At 68.2% G+C, this 14951-nt stretch carries 15 protein-coding genes and 2 pseudogenes; 10 read left to right on the forward strand and 7 right to left on the reverse strand.

Annotation, left to right across the window (positions count from 1 at the left end; translation table 11 throughout):
- The first annotated feature begins 14 nt into the window (after positions 1 to 14).
- The 7 genes from ACGFY9_RS27425 (at position 15) to ACGFY9_RS27455 (ending at position 4139) form a co-directional block, all read left to right on the forward strand.
- A complete protein-coding gene (locus tag ACGFY9_RS27425) occupies positions 15 to 404 on the forward strand; it encodes a hypothetical protein (protein WP_393758375.1) in 390 nt (129 codons plus the stop codon).
- Positions 401 to 943: an NUDIX hydrolase gene (locus ACGFY9_RS27430; protein ID WP_393758377.1), complete on the forward strand. Its 543-nt coding sequence runs from the start codon at positions 401 to 403 to the stop codon at positions 941 to 943. The genes ACGFY9_RS27425 and ACGFY9_RS27430 overlap by 4 nt, the downstream gene beginning before the upstream one ends.
- Before the next feature lie 182 nt (positions 944 to 1125).
- Entirely contained in the window at positions 1126 to 1269 is a 144-nt protein-coding gene (locus ACGFY9_RS27435; RefSeq protein WP_393758379.1) for a hypothetical protein, read from the forward strand.
- A 60-nt stretch (positions 1270 to 1329) separates the two neighbouring features.
- The gene (gene dapF / locus ACGFY9_RS27440) at positions 1330 to 2130 is read left to right on the forward strand and encodes a diaminopimelate epimerase (protein ID WP_393758381.1); all 801 of its coding nucleotides are present in this window, start codon (positions 1330 to 1332) and stop codon (positions 2128 to 2130) included.
- A complete protein-coding gene (locus tag ACGFY9_RS27445) occupies positions 2127 to 3218 on the forward strand; it encodes an ATP-grasp domain-containing protein (protein ID WP_393758383.1) in 1092 nt (363 codons plus the stop codon). Before dapF ends, ACGFY9_RS27445 begins: the two co-directional genes overlap by 4 nt.
- A 37-nt stretch (positions 3219 to 3255) precedes the next feature.
- The gene (locus ACGFY9_RS27450) at positions 3256 to 3777 is read left to right on the forward strand and encodes a C39 family peptidase (RefSeq protein ID WP_393758385.1); all 522 of its coding nucleotides are present in this window, start codon (positions 3256 to 3258) and stop codon (positions 3775 to 3777) included.
- A complete protein-coding gene (locus ACGFY9_RS27455) occupies positions 3777 to 4139 on the forward strand; it encodes a glutamate ligase domain-containing protein (RefSeq protein ID WP_393758387.1) in 363 nt (120 codons plus the stop codon). The genes ACGFY9_RS27450 and ACGFY9_RS27455 overlap by 1 nt, the downstream gene beginning before the upstream one ends.
- 203 nt (positions 4140 to 4342) lie before the next feature.
- Here the strand turns inward: ACGFY9_RS27455 and ACGFY9_RS27460 are convergent, their stop codons facing one another.
- The gene (locus ACGFY9_RS27460) at positions 4343 to 4984 is read right to left on the reverse strand and encodes a superoxide dismutase (RefSeq protein ID WP_393758389.1); all 642 of its coding nucleotides are present in this window, start codon (positions 4982 to 4984) and stop codon (positions 4343 to 4345) included.
- 456 nt (positions 4985 to 5440) lie between these two features.
- A pseudogene (locus tag ACGFY9_RS27465) lies at positions 5441 to 5703 on the reverse strand (hypothetical protein); the annotation flags it as partial.
- Positions 5704 to 5951: 248 nt separating this feature from the next.
- Here ACGFY9_RS27465 and ACGFY9_RS27470 point away from each other — a divergent pair.
- Positions 5952 to 7466: an exo-alpha-sialidase gene (locus tag ACGFY9_RS27470; RefSeq protein WP_393758390.1), complete on the forward strand. Its 1515-nt coding sequence runs from the start codon at positions 5952 to 5954 to the stop codon at positions 7464 to 7466.
- A gap of 201 nt (positions 7467 to 7667) precedes the next feature.
- Positions 7668 to 8081 (forward strand): annotated as a pseudogene (locus ACGFY9_RS27475) (allantoin permease); the annotation flags it as partial.
- A gap of 103 nt (positions 8082 to 8184) precedes the next feature.
- Here ACGFY9_RS27475 and ACGFY9_RS27480 read toward each other — a convergent pair.
- On the reverse strand, positions 8185 to 9486 hold the full coding sequence (locus ACGFY9_RS27480) for a hypothetical protein (protein ID WP_393758392.1): 1302 nt from the start codon (positions 9484 to 9486) through the stop codon (positions 8185 to 8187).
- Positions 9487 to 9688: 202 nt separating this feature from the next.
- On the opposite strand from ACGFY9_RS27480, the gene ACGFY9_RS27485 reads away from it, so the two are divergent.
- Positions 9689 to 9904 (forward strand): heavy-metal-associated domain-containing protein, encoded by a 216-nt coding sequence (locus ACGFY9_RS27485; RefSeq protein WP_393758394.1) that lies wholly within the window; start codon positions 9689 to 9691, stop codon positions 9902 to 9904.
- A 462-nt stretch (positions 9905 to 10366) separates the two neighbouring features.
- On the opposite strand, the gene ACGFY9_RS27490 is transcribed toward ACGFY9_RS27485, so the two are convergent.
- The 4 genes from ACGFY9_RS27490 to ACGFY9_RS27505 form a co-directional block, all read right to left on the reverse strand.
- Entirely contained in the window at positions 10367 to 10984 is a 618-nt protein-coding gene (locus ACGFY9_RS27490) for a sigma-70 family RNA polymerase sigma factor (protein ID WP_393758396.1), read from the reverse strand.
- 155 nt (positions 10985 to 11139) lie between these two features.
- A complete protein-coding gene (locus ACGFY9_RS27495; RefSeq protein ID WP_393758398.1) occupies positions 11140 to 11757 on the reverse strand; it encodes a hypothetical protein in 618 nt (205 codons plus the stop codon).
- Between the two features lie 484 nt (positions 11758 to 12241).
- On the reverse strand, positions 12242 to 12997 hold the full coding sequence (locus ACGFY9_RS27500; protein ID WP_393758400.1) for a YcnI family protein: 756 nt from the start codon (positions 12995 to 12997) through the stop codon (positions 12242 to 12244).
- An 812-nt stretch (positions 12998 to 13809) separates the two neighbouring features.
- Entirely contained in the window at positions 13810 to 14937 is a 1128-nt protein-coding gene (locus ACGFY9_RS27505) for a HoxN/HupN/NixA family nickel/cobalt transporter (protein ID WP_393758402.1), read from the reverse strand.
- Positions 14938 to 14951 lie beyond the last annotated feature (14 nt).

The following is a 14951-nucleotide window of genomic DNA, read 5'->3' on the forward strand; positions in this document are numbered from 1 at the left end:
GAAGGGGCGAGACGGTGATCACTGTGGCAAGTAGCGGCAAGGCATCGAGAGCAACCGACAGCGCGGGAACCGAAGTTCTCCCCGTCGACGTCGAGACGATTTCGGAAAGCACCGAGGCAGCCCTCTCCATGCAGATGGCCACCTCCACCCGCAAGGACATGGACACCTCCCTGCCGGAGATCGTCGGACACCTCAACCTCCTGCTCGGTGAGGACCTGGGGGCGGACGAGGACGACGACGTACGGGAGCTGTTCCGCAAGGGATACCGGCTCCTCGACCTGCAGAACCGTCCGACCGCGGAGACCCCGTCGTTCGGCGCCTTCATCTATCTACGGGATGCCGCCGACGTCACGCGAAGGCTCCTGTGGATCTACACACAGCGCCATGGGCTCGGTGCCCCGTGAGTGTCCGGGAGGACCAGATCGTCCGGGAGCTGTCCCACTACATCTACGCGCACCCTGACGAGCAGATGGCGCTGATGCCGGTGTACGACGCCGCCCGCGACCACGCACAGCGCGGGACCTGCACCCACAGCCGGCGCTGCCCGCTCATCACGACGGGCGCGGTCGTAGTCGACGAGCACGATCGTGTCCTGTGCCTGCGGCACGAAGGCACCTTCGCCCTGGCCGAAGCAGAGCCGGAGGAACAGGACAACTCGCTCGGAGGGGCGGCGCTGCGTCTGCTGGCCGAGGCGGTCGGCATCCGGGACGTGTGGACGGAACCCGACAGCGACGGCCCCTTCCTGATCGACGTGACCAGAGCGGGGCAGCACAGATACGGCCCCCGCCTCCGGATCGGCTTCAGATACCTCTTCCGGGCCCACTCCGGCGCCATCGCTCCGATGGTGATCGAAGCCGGCGCGGCGGCCTGGATGCCCCTTGAGGAGATCGGTATCCCGTCGGTCCGCGACCGCCTTCACGGCCACCTGGTTGGTGCCCCGTGAACCCCCGGAACCAACAACTCGCTTACGTGGCAAGCCTCTTGGCACTCGGCGGTTCGATCCTCCTGTCCATCTGGAGAGGCTGAATGTACGGGCGCCGCACCACCGAACCAACCCCTGTGCCTCCTCCCCTCGGCACCATCCCCGGTTACAGGCAACCAAGCGATGTCCACGTTGGAGATTTCGTGTTCCTCGACGGGTTGTACCTGCGGGTCCGCGACATGAGGTCCGCCGGCACCGCGGGGCGCCGCGTTCTGATCTTCGACGAGCACTCCCCATGGGTCATGAGGGAGTCGGCGACCACGTATCGGCCCGTCGAACTCCTCTGATCCCGGCCCCCATTCAGCCATCACGAGAACTGTCACCTCACGCCAGCGAGGAGCTTCGCCATGCGCTTCCGCAAGATCCACGGAGCTGGGAACGACTTCGTCCTGTTATCCGACCCCTCGCCGAATAGCGAGAAGGACTGGCCAAAGGAGGCCGAGCGCCTCTGCGCCAGGCGAACCGGCGTAGGCGCGGACGGCCTTGTCATCAGCAGCCTGATCAGCATCAGCCCGGTCGTCCTCGAAGTCGGCTGCTTCAACGCTGACGGCTCGATCGCGACGATGTGCGGCAACGCTCTGCGGTGTACCGCCTGGGCCGCACACCACGACCACGGCTTCAGCGAGATGAGCCTCCGCATGGCGGGGGTGATGCACGAGGCGATCGTGAGCGACGACTCCGTGTGGGTCACCGCCGAGGTCGGCGCGGTCCATCCACGACGCGTTCAGACCGTCATCAACGGCAAGCCCACTTGGTTCGACAGCGCCCACACCGGCACCGAACACGTCGTCGCCGTCGTGGACGACGTGGATGCCATCGACGCGGTACTCGTCGGACGCCTCGTCCGCCACCACCCGGACCTGGCCCCGCTGGGGACGAACGTCAACTTCGTACAGGCCGCCGGCCACCAGGCGCTGAAGGTCCGCACCTACGAGCGCGGCGTCGAAGCGGAAACCCTGTCGTGCGGGAGCGGAGCCGTCGCGGCCGTCGTCGTCGCCATCCTGCGGGGCCTCGTGTCGCCGCGCACCGTCACCGTCCACAACCGCGCCGGGGAACCGCTCACCGTCCGGCCACATCCCGACCGACCGAAGCGGACTCACTGGGTCGGCGGGCCGGTCGCCCACACCTTCGAAGGGGTCCTCGCATGACTCAGTTCCTCACTTCCAGCTCCGACCTCGCGGTGCGCGAAGCCACCCAGAGCCTTCGCGACTGGCAGCGCGACCGCGAGGGGCTCGGTGTCGCCCTCGTCTACGGGCCGGTATCGGCAGAGGACCGGCTCTACCACTCGACGTGCCCCGTGGACCAGCGCTCCGTGACCGCCCTGTCCGAGGCCCTCGACGACATCGGCGCCCGCTGGAACGTACTGAACCCGTGCGAGCCGGACTTCATCACGGAGTTGGCCGGGTACGACGTCGCCCTCTCCAACCTTCACGGTCCATATGGGGAGGATGGGAGGCTGCAGGGTCTGCTCGACTACCTGCGCGTGCCGTACTGCGGCAGCGGAGTCGCGGCATCCGCCGTGGCCGCCGACAAGATCCTCTGCAAGCGGGTGATGCTGAGCCTCGGCGTCCCCACCCCCGGGTGGTGGGTGTGGTCCGGCGGGCCGACGCGCTGGAACGGGCGGGCAGCGATGGTCAAACCGCCGTTCGGCGGCTCCAGCGTGGGCATGAGCCTGGTCCGCGAACAGGCAGATCTTCCCCAGGCGTTGGCGGACGCGGCCGGCGAAGAAGGCGATGCCGTACTGGTCGAGGACTACCTGCCCGGTGTACCGCTGACCGTGGGGCTTCTGGAACTACCCGGAGGCGCAGTTGTCGTACTTCCCCCGCTGGCCACCGAAGCCACCGAGGCGGCGTTCTACGACGCCGACACGAAACTCGACGTGGACTCCAAGGGCGCCGTAGCCGTTCGGGCCGCCGAGTTGTCGCCGGAGGTGCTGGCCAAGGTCACCGAGTGCGCCACGATGCTATGGGACGGGCTCGGGTTGCGTGGTTCGGCGCGCGTCGACTTCATCCTCGCCGAGGACGACGAGCCGTACGTGCTGGAGGTCAACAGCACGCCGGGCATGTCCCGTGACAGCAACTTCGTGGTGGGCGCCGCGATGGTCGGACTCACGCACACGGATGTCGTAGTGGCCATGCTGCACGAGGCGTTGGCCCGCCCGCCCTACGATGTTCCCCTGCCCACTCCCGCGTTCGCGAGCATCACACTGACTCGGGAGGCTGCCGTCTCACCGTAGGAGCTCGCCCGCTGTGTCGCGTGTCCACGATGTCCCCATGTGCCGACAGCTCATCGACCCCGCGGAATGGGATCTGCACGGAGGCTGGGCACTGGGAGACAGGTTGGAGTGGTCCAACCGGGCGTGCGGCCTGGCGTCTCTGAGGATGATCCTGCTCGCCTACGGGCGCGCGGCACCCACGGTCACGGAACTGCTGAAACTCGCGGTCAAGAACGAGGTTCTGACCCCGCGTGGAGCGCTCCACGCGGGGATCGCGAGCCTGGCTACCGACCTCGGGGTCCCTGCGACCGCTGAGCCTGTGCCGGTCGAAGACCTGCTCGGCCGCCTCGATGTCGCACCCGTCATCGTGTCCGTCACCGAGCAGTTCCCCGACGACGGACGTTCCGGGGGCCACCTCGTCATCCTTCACGGCTACGAGGACGGACCCGACCCGACGATCTTCATCCGGGACCCATCGGCCTGGGGCCAGAGGCACGATCGAGTCCCCCTGAGTCGCCTGTCCCCTTCCTACGCCGGCCGCGCGATCACCTTCGCGCCCCTGAACAACGGAGAATCTTGATGCCCGAGACACACGGCGAGACGACCGAGGCCGCAGGCGGCCGAAGGATCGCCGTACTCGGAGAGATGCTGGAGCTTGGCAACGAAGCCGTGGAAGCCCACCGCCAGGTCGGCCGCATGGCAGCAGAGAACAGCGTCGATCTCATCGTGGCGGTCGGCAACACACTCGCCAAGCAACTCGCCCTCGCAGCGGGCGCGGCAGGCGTCCCGGACATCGCGATGGTCGGCGACAACGGCACCGCCGCCGCGTACCTGGCCTCTATCCTCCGCCCGGGCGACGTCGTTCTCGTGAAGGCGTCCCGCGGCGGACAGCTGTGGCAGATCGCCCAAGCACTCACCGGGCAGCCCGTCACCGGTTTGTGAGCCGCCTCCGGCCCGCTCACCGCCCGAAGATACGTCCGACTCCCCAATTGGGGAGTCGAGAAAGCCCCACGCTGTACAGCCTGACGAAGCAGAAGGGCTCCCGCGAGGATCCGCCCCGCGGGAGCCCTTCCTTGTACTGCCTGCCCCGTGAAGGTTGAGAAGACGGTCACGAGCAGGACATCTGTGCGGTCGTGCCTACGGCGTCACGGCGCGAGCAGCAGGCTGTCGCCGCGCTCCTTGGCGGCGGCGTAACGCCTGGCCACGTCCTGCCAGTTGACGACGGCCCACATCGCGTCGATGAAGTCGACCTTCTGGTTCTTGTACTGGAGATAGAAGGCGTGCTCCCAGGCGTCGAAGACGAGGAGCGGGGTGGAGCCCTGGCCGACGTTGCCCTGGTGGTCGTAGACCTGCTCGACGATCAGGTGGCCGCTCAGCGGCTCGTAGGCGAGGACGCCCCAGCCAGATCCCTGGGTGGTCGCCGCCGCCTTGGTGAGCTGGGCCTTGAAGCCGGCGAACGAGCCGAAGGACTCGGCGATCGCGCCCGCCAACTCGCCGACGCCATCGGCCTCCAGAGGCTCGCCGCCGCCGTCGCCCGTCATGTTGTGCCAGTAGATGGAGTGCAGGATGTGGCCAGAGAGGTGGAAGGCCAGGTTCTTCTCCAGGCCGTTGATCGAGCCCCACGACTCCTTGTCGCGCGCCTCCGCCAGCTGCTCCAGGGTGTCGTTCGCGCCCTTCACGTATGCCGCGTGGTGCTTGTCGTGGTGCAGTTCGACGATCTGCGGGTTGATGACTGGCTCAAGTGCCGCGTAGTCGTACGGAAGCTCCGGGAGCGTGTAAACCGCCATGTCCAACACCCTCCGACGTTATTGCGAATGATATGCAGGTGCACGCTAGCAGCAGGACCGGTTCCTTGCGGATCAGGCATTGGATCTAGGACTTCCGACGTGTCGCAGGCACGGGAAGGGCAGTTGACGTGAGCGGGGCTTCTCAGCCAGCGCGCCACGACACGGCACGGCCGGAACCCGGGGCTTCACTGGGGCAACATGGTCAGCGCTGCACTCCGGGTCGACTGCACGTACTGGCCGTACTGTCGACGCCGGAGCGCCACCTCTCCACCGCTGAAACGTGTGCCCAACTGGCCCTGACCGGGGGGTCGTTCACCCCACTACGGTCTACCGGGCGTTGGAAACCCTGACGGCCCGGGCCTGACGCACACCGTGCGCACGCGGGAGCGGTGCACTACGGCGTGACCGGGCCACCGCACCGTGTGTCAACAGTGCGGCGACGTGGCGGCGGGCCGGCGGGACGAAGCCGTCGTTCAGCGCGTGGACGGTACGGTCGAGTTCGGCGGTCGTGGCGGCCAGGCGTGGGACGACCTCGCAGGCGGCGAACTCCAGGACGGCGGCGACCTGTTCACCGTGGTCGACGGGTACGGCGGCCGGATCCCAGTCGGCGTCCTCCATCGCCTGGACCAGGACAGGGCCCGTTCCTCGGCAGCGTCGGCCGTGGTGCGGGTCGCGGCCGACTCGTCCAGGCCCAGGGCCTCGCGCAGGCCGGGCAGGGCCATCGAAGTGTCCGAGGGTCAAGGGGACGTCAATTCCCTGCGGTTCAGGCGGTGTTGCGACGAAACGCGTTGACATGGTCATGCATGCCGCAGCAGAGTGGCGGCGTCCTTCAGCACGTCCTGCACGTTGTTCGGTTCGGCCGGGCTCCGCCCGCCCTGATGGTGCGGACGTGTACGAGGCATGCTCCCGACCCCCCTTCGCGACGCACCGATGCCGGACGTGCCCCTTCCTCGAAAGGGAACGGAAAATGTCCCTGGCATCCCTGCTCCACCGCCTGGCGAGACCCGGCCTGGTGACGGCGGCCCTCGCGGCCGGCTTGCTGACCCTGTCGACGACCACCGCCGGCGCCGCGCCCGCCCTCACCCAGATCAACACCGACCCCTACACCAACACCACCAGCCAGCACGCCACCGAGGTCGAGCCCGACACCTTCTCCTACGGCTCCACCATCGTCTCCGCCTTCCAGGTCGGCCGGTTCAACGACGGCGGCGCCTCCAACGTCGGCTTCTCCACCTCCACCGACGGCGGTGCCACCTGGACCAAGGGCTTCCTGCCGGGCATCACCACCCAGGCGGGCGGCACCTTCCAGCGGGTCAGCGACGCGTCGGTGACCTACGACGCGAAGCACAACACCTGGCTGATCTCCAGCATCCCCATCACCTCGTCCGTCACCGTGCCGGAGGTCTTCACCAGCCGCTCCACCGACGGCGGGCTGACCTGGAGCAACCCCGTCGTCACCGCGACCGGCTCCAGCCTCGACAAGAACTGGATCGTCTGCGACAACACCGCCACCAGCGCCTTCTACGGCAACTGCTACACCGAGTACGACAACAACGGCGACGGCGACCGTCTGAAGATGACCACGTCGAGCGACGGCGGCCTCACCTGGGGCGCCTCGAAGAACACCGGCAACAACGCCACCGGCCTCGGCGGCCAGCCCGTCGTCCAGCCCAACGGCACGGTGATCGTCCCGGCGTCCAACGCCTCCGAGACGTCGGTCCTCTCCTTCCGGTCCACCAACGGCGGCAGTACCTGGACCTCGACCACCACCATCGCCACCGTCAGCACCTTCACCGTGCGCGGCAGCCTGCGCAGCGGCCCGCTGCCCTCCGCCGAGATCGACGCCGCCGGGAAGGCGTACGTCGTCTGGCAGGACTGCCGCTTCCGCGCCAGCGGGGGCTCCTGCACCTCCAACGACATCGTGATGTCCACATCCACCAACGGCACCACCTGGTCGGCAGTGACCCGCATCCCCATCGACGCGACCACCAGCACCGTCGACCACTTCATCCCCGGCCTCGCCGTCGACCCGGCCACCTCGGGCACCACCGCCCACCTGGCGCTGGCGTACTACTACCACCCGGTCGCCAACTGCACCGCCGCCACCTGCCAGTTGGACGTCGGCTACGTCTCCTCGACCAACGGCGGCAGCACCTGGACCACATCGACCCAGCTGGCCGGCCCGATGACCCACTCCTGGCTGGCGAGCACCACGCAGGGCACCATGGTCGGCGACTACATCTCGACATCCTTCTCCGGCGGAACGGCACACCCCGTCTTCGCCGTCGCCTCGGCCCCCAGCGGGTCGGTCTTCAACGAGGCGATGTACACGCCGACTTCGGGTCTCACCGCAGCCGCCGGCACCACCGCCGCCACGACCGCCACCGCACGTGACAACGTCTTCTCGGCCCGCCTGGCCGCGATCGCCTACGCACAATGGCTGGCCAACGGCGGCACCGGAGGCGGCGAGGACAGCCCCTGACCGACACGACAGACCCTGAACGCAACAGCTGCCCCGGCACGTTTTGCCGGGGCAGCTCCGCGCCACATCTCCTTCTGTCCGGGGGACCATGAGCGGACGTGGCCGACGCTGTACGGGCGGCAGTCCCCTCGGGGGAGACCGCCACCGTGTGTGCGGGCACTCCCCTGGCCGGCCACTTGCAGCGCCCAAGGACAGGTGGTCCCGCTCCAGCCCGAGTTCCACTGCGGCATGCTCTACGCCGTCAACCCGGTCGGTGTCGTGGCCTTCGTCGCCGCCTCCAGCCTGTCCATCGCCATGTACTTCCACGCCCTCGGCGACACCCTGCAGCCCTACTCTGCCGTCGCCGCCGCCGTCATCACCTTCGCCCTCACCCCGCTGATGGCCATCGCCACCAAGGGCAAGTACTACCTGCGCCGCACCGACGACGCCACCGACGAGCCGCTGCTCGACGCCGAGGGCAACCCGAGCACGACGACGTACGACCGCCACGTCTGCCACCAGCCGTACGAGCGCCCGGACTTGGCCGCCTGCCGGACCCACGGCGCGCACGTCTGCTCCTTGTTCCTGAGCACTGACGAGGTCGGTGACCACGTACTGCCAGCGCTGGTCGTCTGACACCGCTTCGGCTGAGGACGGCGATCCGCCCACCGTCCTCGGCCGCTTCCTCGCCGCGCTTCCCGCCCTGATGTCGCTCTACGCGACAAGACGTCTCAAGGCGTTATCCACGCCGAAGATCATTCGACTCCTGCTGCGCGGAGGCATCGATGTCGTGTGCCTGATGTTCTAGGGAGTGGCCTATGGCCGCAACGGCCTCGCTCAAATGCCGAAACACCTTCGTGCGCAGTCCAAGTCGCCTAACTCCTCGTTCCAGCGGCTCCCTCATGTGCTTCTCACAGACCACGAAGTCCGCGTACCCGGCCGCGCACGACAGATAGATCATGTCCGTGAGGTCGCTCCGCTTCCATGTCGTGCCCCTGTTGAGGTGTCGGTGGTGGAGCATCGCGCGATAGAGCCCCGTCGCGGGCAAGATGCTGAAGCCGTTCATCGGCTGCTTCTGTCCCCACCGTTGGAGATCCTGCGGAGAGAGACCGGCCCCCTGCGCCCCCTCCGCCAGCTCGTTTCGGAAGTCGGCGAACAGGAGGGCGTCAATGGAGCGACGCTTCTGCTGCGAATCCCAGTTCTGGCCATCCAGCCAATCGCTGAACCGCTGATTGAACTGCACCCATCCGGGCTCTGGGCCAGGCTCAACCCGCTCGGTGTCGAGCATGACGTCGATGTAAGCGGAAGCGGCCGTCAGGGCGACCATGCGAAAGGCGTCATCGGTGGAGAAATCCGAAGGCGGTGTGTAGGGCACCATGCGACTCGACGAGTGGAGCGAGTTCGGAGTCAGCGTGAACACGGCCGTCGCTCGCCCATCAGCGTCCTGGCCCAGCCAACGGCGGAACATCCCGTCGATTTCGTCACGCCGCACCTGAAGCGGATCGAGCATCTGCCATCCTCGGCTGAGCTGGAGGATCGTCAGGCCGAGGCGATACCGATTGTGTTCCGACGCCCACTTGGTCGTCTCGTAGTAGTGGCCGGCCGAGGCCGGGAGGACGATACGCCGGTCCCGTACCCACTCGGCCAACTGCTCGGCAGCGTCTCGGTCTTCACGGTCCACCGTGGTCCCGCCTTGAAGAGCCTCGGTGATCCGGCGCCATACCCACTGGTCCAGATATACGACGAGGCGTTGCTCAAGCTGGTCGCTCCGGTCACGAACAGGCAGTTCGAAGGCGATGTCATCGCCCTTGCACGTCACGGCAACCAAGTCCCCGAGAGCCGGCGACCAGTGCAACCGCGAGAGGACGCTTGTGCTTTCGAACGGCGCTGGGGCAATCGACTGCCGAGCCTCTTTGCCGTCCGAACGCGTCAGCACGACGGATGACGTCTCGCGGTCGATGGTCATCATCACGACGAAGGGTTCGGGCTTCTTGTCCACGGCGACATCCTGCGGGCCGAACACATCGCTTCCCAAGTCCATTTCATGCGCCGTTCCCCCACAAGATCACATCAGCCTGCCCTGTCCGATGTTCTCGCGCTTCCCCGTCTGAACCCGAGGTCAGATCTTCGCCGGGAACTCCGCGCACCCCTCAGCCGACTACTGAACCGATGGCCCCTGCCTGAACATCCGCACCTGCGGGTCCGTATCCCATCAAAAGCCCTCAAGGCACCAGGAGTTCCCCATGGCTCAGAAGCAGTACAACGTCACCGGCATGACCTGTGCTCACTGCGCGGCGAGCGTCAAGGAAGAAGTGTCCGAGGTCGCGGGCGTGAGCGAGGTCGTGGTCGACGTCGCCGCGAACTCCGTCACCGTGCACGGCACCGACCTCGACGACGCGCGGCTGCGGGCGGCTATCGTCGAGGCCGGGTACGCCGTCGCAGACTCGGTCGCCGCCTGACCGAGCCGATCCATCCGGTCGAGAGCGTCCCGAGCCGAGCTCCGGGCAGGACGGCACCACCCCCGCCGTCCTGCCCGCGCGGATGCCCGGCACGGCGGTGAGTGGCGTCCGGGGGCGGCCGACCGTGCCGATGTCGATTCTCCGGCCAGGGCACGGACGACGTCCCGATCGGTGACCTCCTCCTCCCCCCGACAGCCCGGTGGTACGGAGAGGGCCTCATGACGACGACTTCACGGGCGGTCACCTCGCGGAGATGGACGACAAGCCAGGCAACACCCGTCCACTGATGGGTTGTTGATGTCGGCAGACGCCGATACGGGATGGACTCACCACGGCCATTCGCCCCAGCCGGCCGGTGCGCTCGCTCCCGGCCGCCACCAGACGCACACCTGCCACGCCCGACGCGCGCGACATGTCATCACCATCACACATCCCCCCGTCGGGCGCCGACAAGCGCAGCACTCAGACCGCCGCTACGGCGGGTTCCTCCGCCTCTGCGAGCAGGTCGGTCAGGGTCGCCCGGGCGCGCGCGACGCGGGAGCGGACCGTGCCGATCGGGCAGTGGCTCGCCTCGGCGGCTTCCACGTAGGGCAGGCCCAGCATCTGGGTCAGGACGAAGGCTTCGCGGCGCTCGTCCGGCAGCGCGGCCAGCAGGTCGAGCAGCGCGACGCCGTCCTCGAAGCCGGGCAGATCGATCGGCTGGGCCAGTTCGATCGCCAACTGCCAGTCCGGTACGTCGGACAAGCGGGGCCTGGAGGCGGCGTAGCGGTAGCTGTCGATGACGGCCCGGCGGGCGATCGACAGCAGCCAGGTACGCGCCGAGGAGCGGCCCTCGAAGCGGTGCAGGCTGCCGAGCGCGCGCAGGAACGTGTCCTGCACCAGGTCGTCGGCTGCCTGTGGATCGCCGCAGAGATGAGCCACGTACCGCTGGACGTCGCGTTGCAGGGCGCGGACGAAGTGGTCGACCGCGTCCGCGTCACCACCCCGGGCCGCGAGCGCCCACGCGGTGATCGCCTCGTCGAGAGCTGCCGACTTCTTCTCACCTGTGCCGCGCGAGGCGGGCAGGGCAGGAGTGATCACCTGGAGTCCTTCTCAGTCATCCGTGATCCGGACCGAGGCGCGCGAGATCGCGGGCGGTCCGGTGAGTGGGGTGAGACGGCCCTACGGCGCTTGCGCGGACGTACGGCCGTGGCCCGGGGCACGCCTCGCAGGCCGCCTCGGGATACCGGCTGTCCTCAGACGACAGCGGTCCGAGCCGGCGGTCCCCGGGAGGTGATCGCGTGGACGAGGAGGAGAAGGCGCGGCGCCCGGTCCGGGTAGAGGTGGCTCCTGCGGATGTGCGGGCGGTCCGTGGGCGCGGGCAGGGCGAGCAGCAGTCGTAGCGGAGCCAGCAGTCGGCCGGCGACGGCGCGCAGGATGCGGAACGCGGCCTTCTCGCCGTGGGCCAGCCAGAGCCCGCACAGCAGCGCGGCTAGCAGGTGGGCGACGAGCATGCCGGTCGACGACGTACCACCGGCCGACGAGTTGGCCATGTGCATGGAGCCCGTCCGCATCGAGGCCATGTTCATGGTGGTGTCCGGGGAGACCGAATCACCGGACGCCGACTGGGCAAGCAGGAACGCCGAATGCAGCACCGCCTGGGCGGCGACCACGACCGTCACGATGAGCGGGAGCCCACGTTCACGATCCGCCAAACACCAGCCCGGAACGCCGGTGACGACCAGTCCGGTGGCCAGTGCCCACGCGGGCACGTAGTCCCCGGACATCATGACGTGGCCCAGGGAAGCGAGCACCACGCAGACGGCCGCGAACATCGCGGCCCGTATCGCGCGAGAACACCACCCTGGCCTCATGGCGCCTCATCCTGGCACCGGGGCACCTTCTGTCATGTGCGGGTAAGCAAACCCATAGCCCATCACACTCGATCCACAGCATGTGACCCAGGCCACACCAATAGGCCGGAACTCAAAGTGATTCCTGTCCGACTTCTGTTGGAGTGGCCCTCAATGCGGGCGGCGTCGGTGCAATACCCCTTTCTCCTCTGCCTGGTGGTGGACACCCCGCTCGGGACACGGGAACTTCCCTCGCCCGTGGCCGAGGACGTCATGGCGACCAACCATCGTCCGCGCCAACGAGGTTGGCGACGTCGAAGCACAAGGTGGGGTTCGACCCATTGGCCAGGCGCCTGCCTTTCCAGTACCGAACTGGCCGTCGGCATGGCCGTGGCGGCAATGCTTGGGGCTCATGCAATACCCCTCTCCAGTCCCGTCGTGCGGCACAGGTCGGGGTCCACGGGGTTGCCCCACCCGCAGGTCTCCACCGGCAGGGCAACCCGAATCACTCGGCCCGAGATCCGGCGGAGCGGCTGCGCACTACGGCGAACGCCCCCGCCGCCAGCCCCAGCACACCCACGATGAGCCCGGCGATGCCGAGCCCGCGGGCCGTGGAGTCGCTCTCGGACGCGGTCGACTTGGAAGTGTCGGCACTGCCGCCGGAACTCTTGGAAGCCGTCGCCGAGGCGGCCGAAGTACTGCTCCTTTCGGCGTCCGCGCCCTTCGCGGTGAGCTTGAGGACCGGCGCCGGGTTCTCCGGCTCCTCGCCGCCCGTGCTCTCCTCGATCCAGCGGACGACGTTGCCGTCGGAGTAGGTCTGCAGCGCCTTGAAGGCCAGCTGGTCGGTGTCGTCGGGCAGTTGGCCGAAGGCTACGTTGAAGTCCTCGTAGTGGCCGGCGCCGATCTTCCCGCCGGTCCAGGTGATCTCGGAGACGGCGTCGGTGATGGTGCCGTCGTCGGTCTTGATCGGGGTCTTCAGTTTGGTGCTCGTGACCTTCGCGGTCCAGCCGTCCTGCGGGGAGACGAGCACGCCGAGGACGGGGTGGTCGGTGGGCAGGTAGACCTGGACCTTGGTGGTGCTGGCCTTGTCCTCTTCGTTGGGGACGCGGAAGGTCAGCACGCCGTCCGTGGCGCCCTTGGCGTAGCTCTCGGGGTGGACGGTGACGTGCGCGGAGGCGACCCCGGCGGCGGCCAGGACTCCGGCGGTGGCGAGGGCGGCGACGGTGCCTGCGCGGCGCAGGGTGGTGCGGTGTGCGGACATGGCTGAGTGGATCTCCGTACTGGTGAAGGGATGTCGGGTTCAGTTTGCGTACGACATCCCGTCGGCGGTCCGCGCCGGTGAACGGCGTACCGCAGCCGCACCTGCCGGGTGACACCGGCGGGCCGCGCCGTCGGGCGCGGCGCGTTCGCCCCGCCCTGCGTCCCGCGCGCTACCTGCCACCAAGCAGCAAGCCCCGGCAGGAAGTTGACTGCCCACCGCAGCAGTGACCACAGCGCGGCCTCACCGCGCCGCAGCCACCAGGTGAGCACGAGGGCCGCTCCGACGTGGGCGGCGGTGGCGTGCGGTGTCATCGCGTGCGCGTGGTTCATGGACATGCCGGGCATGGCCATCGCAGTACGAGGGCGTGCAGCGTCGAAGGCGAGGTGCAGACCGCCCTGGGTTGCCAGCGTCGCGCCGCCGATGCCGGTCAACGAGCGTTCCCGGCCGCCCAGTAGACAGCCGACAGCGAAGATCGGCAGGACCGCGGCGGCCTGTACCCACACGGGTGGTGCCGCGCCCATGGCCAGTGCGTGTCCTCCGGCGGCCAGCAGCACGCACAGTACGGCGAACACCGCCGCGCGCAAGCTCCGTACCGCCGGGGACGCGCTCACGTCCGACGGTGCGGCCATGCGGCCCGAGGATCTCTCCCCTTGCCCGCCCATGCGCATCACCGTCCACGTACTACCTGGTCAACCCTGCGTCTTCCTTACGAGTCGGATGCGGGTCCCGTTCAGTTCCCGGCTCGGCCGATGAATTCGATGCGGGCGGGAGCGCGGGCGGGCGGGGCCTCCGACCGCCCCGCAACCGAGGCGTCAGTCCGCATTGGCCGTCTTCACGTTCCAGCGGTGTTCGACGTTGGCCAGGCGCCAGTAGGCGATGGCGCAGGCCCATACGACGACGAAGAGGCCGACGATGATGTAGCCGACGTTGTCGAGGTCGATGCCGGAGATCCAGTCGGTGATGCCGTCCTGGAGACCGAGGTTGTCGTGCAGGACGCTGACGAGTTCGATCGTGCCGATGACGAAGGCGACCGCGATCGACAGGCCGGTGATGGTGAGGTTGTAGTAGACCTTGCGGACCGGGTTGGAGAACGCCCAGTGGTAGGCGAAGTTCATGAAGCAGCCGTCGAGGGTGTCGAAGAGGCTCATGCCTGCGGCGAACAGCAGGGGCAGGCACAGGATCGCGTACCAGGGCAGGCCGGCGGCGGCGCCGGAGCCGGCCATGACCATCAGGGCGACCTCGGTGGCGGTGTCGAAGCCCAGGCCGAACAGGACGCCGACGGGGTACATCTGACCCGGCCGCGTGATGGACCTCGTCAGCCGGCCCAGGATCCGGTTCATGAAGCCGCGGTTGGCGAGGTGCTTCTCCAGCTCGTGCTCGTCGAACTGGCCTGCGCGCATGGCCTTGAAGACCCGGTAGATCCCGGTGAGGGCGACCAGGTTGAGGGCCGCGATCAGGTAGAGAAAGGTGCCGGAGACGGTGGTGCCGATCAGGCCGAGGGTCACACGGGAGTCGGAGTCCTCGTTGAGCAGGGTGCCGGTCACCTTTGCGCCGGCGGCGATGAGCGAGGCCATCGCGACCACGATCGTCGAGTGGCCCAGTGCGAACCAGAAGCCGACCGACACCGGACGCTTGCCGTCGGCCATGAGCTTGCGGGTGGTGTTGTCGATGGCCGCGATGTGGTCGGCGTCGAAGGCGTGCCGCATGCCGAGGGTGTAGGCGGTGATGCCGAGTCCCACGCCGAAGACCTGATGGCCGACGGTGTAGTGGTTCGGGGCGACCATGGCGATCAGAATCATGAAGGCCACGACGTGCAGGGCCGCGATGACGGCGAGCAGGGCGCCGGTGCGGAGCCAGTCCCGGCGTTCCCAGCGCAGTGGCTGCGCGGCCGGTGTCCCGGTGGCGGTGGTCGGCGGGGCGGGGTTTTCGGGCAGGGTCATGTTCGGGGCAGCCT

This window comes from Streptomyces sp. NPDC048504 (assembly GCF_043200035.1).
GTDB lineage: Bacteria > Actinomycetota > Actinomycetes > Streptomycetales > Streptomycetaceae > Streptomyces.